This is a genomic window from Pseudomonas sp. Pdm06 (assembly GCF_014851795.1).
Classification (GTDB): domain Bacteria; phylum Pseudomonadota; class Gammaproteobacteria; order Pseudomonadales; family Pseudomonadaceae; genus Aquipseudomonas; species Aquipseudomonas fluorescens_AA.
This window is the reverse complement of the sequence record NZ_JACVAH010000051.1, coordinates 1-375: the sequence shown is the minus strand read 5'-3', so window position 1 is coordinate 375 and position 375 is coordinate 1. Positions and strand designations below refer to the sequence as shown.

Annotated in this window: 1 protein-coding gene; it reads right to left on the bottom strand. The window is 56.0% G+C overall.

Features of this window, described 5'->3' with window-relative positions:
- Positions 1 to 375, bottom strand: a 375-nt coding sequence (locus IB266_RS30515; RefSeq protein ID WP_263864940.1) for an EF-Tu/IF-2/RF-3 family GTPase, incomplete at both ends; no start/stop codon positions are given.

The window sequence follows — 375 nt, the reverse complement described above, 5'->3', positions numbered from 1 at the left end:
CAGTCATCTGAATGTTGTCACCTGGCATTACCATTTCAACGCCTTCTGGCAGCTCGCAGTTACCAGTCACGTCAGTTGTACGGAAGTAGAACTGTGGACGGTAGCCTTTGAAGAACGGAGTGTGACGACCGCCTTCTTCCTTGCTCAGAACGTAAACTTCTGCGGTGAACTTGGTGTGCGGCTTGACGGTGCCTGGCTTGACCAGAACCTGGCCACGCTCAACGTCGTCACGCTTGGTGCCGCGCAGCAGTACGCCGCAGTTCTCGCCAGCACGACCTTCGTCGAGCAGCTTGCGGAACATTTCAACGCCGGTGCAGGTAGTTTTCTGAGTGTCGCGCAGACCGACGATCTCAACTTCTTCCTGGATGCGGACGA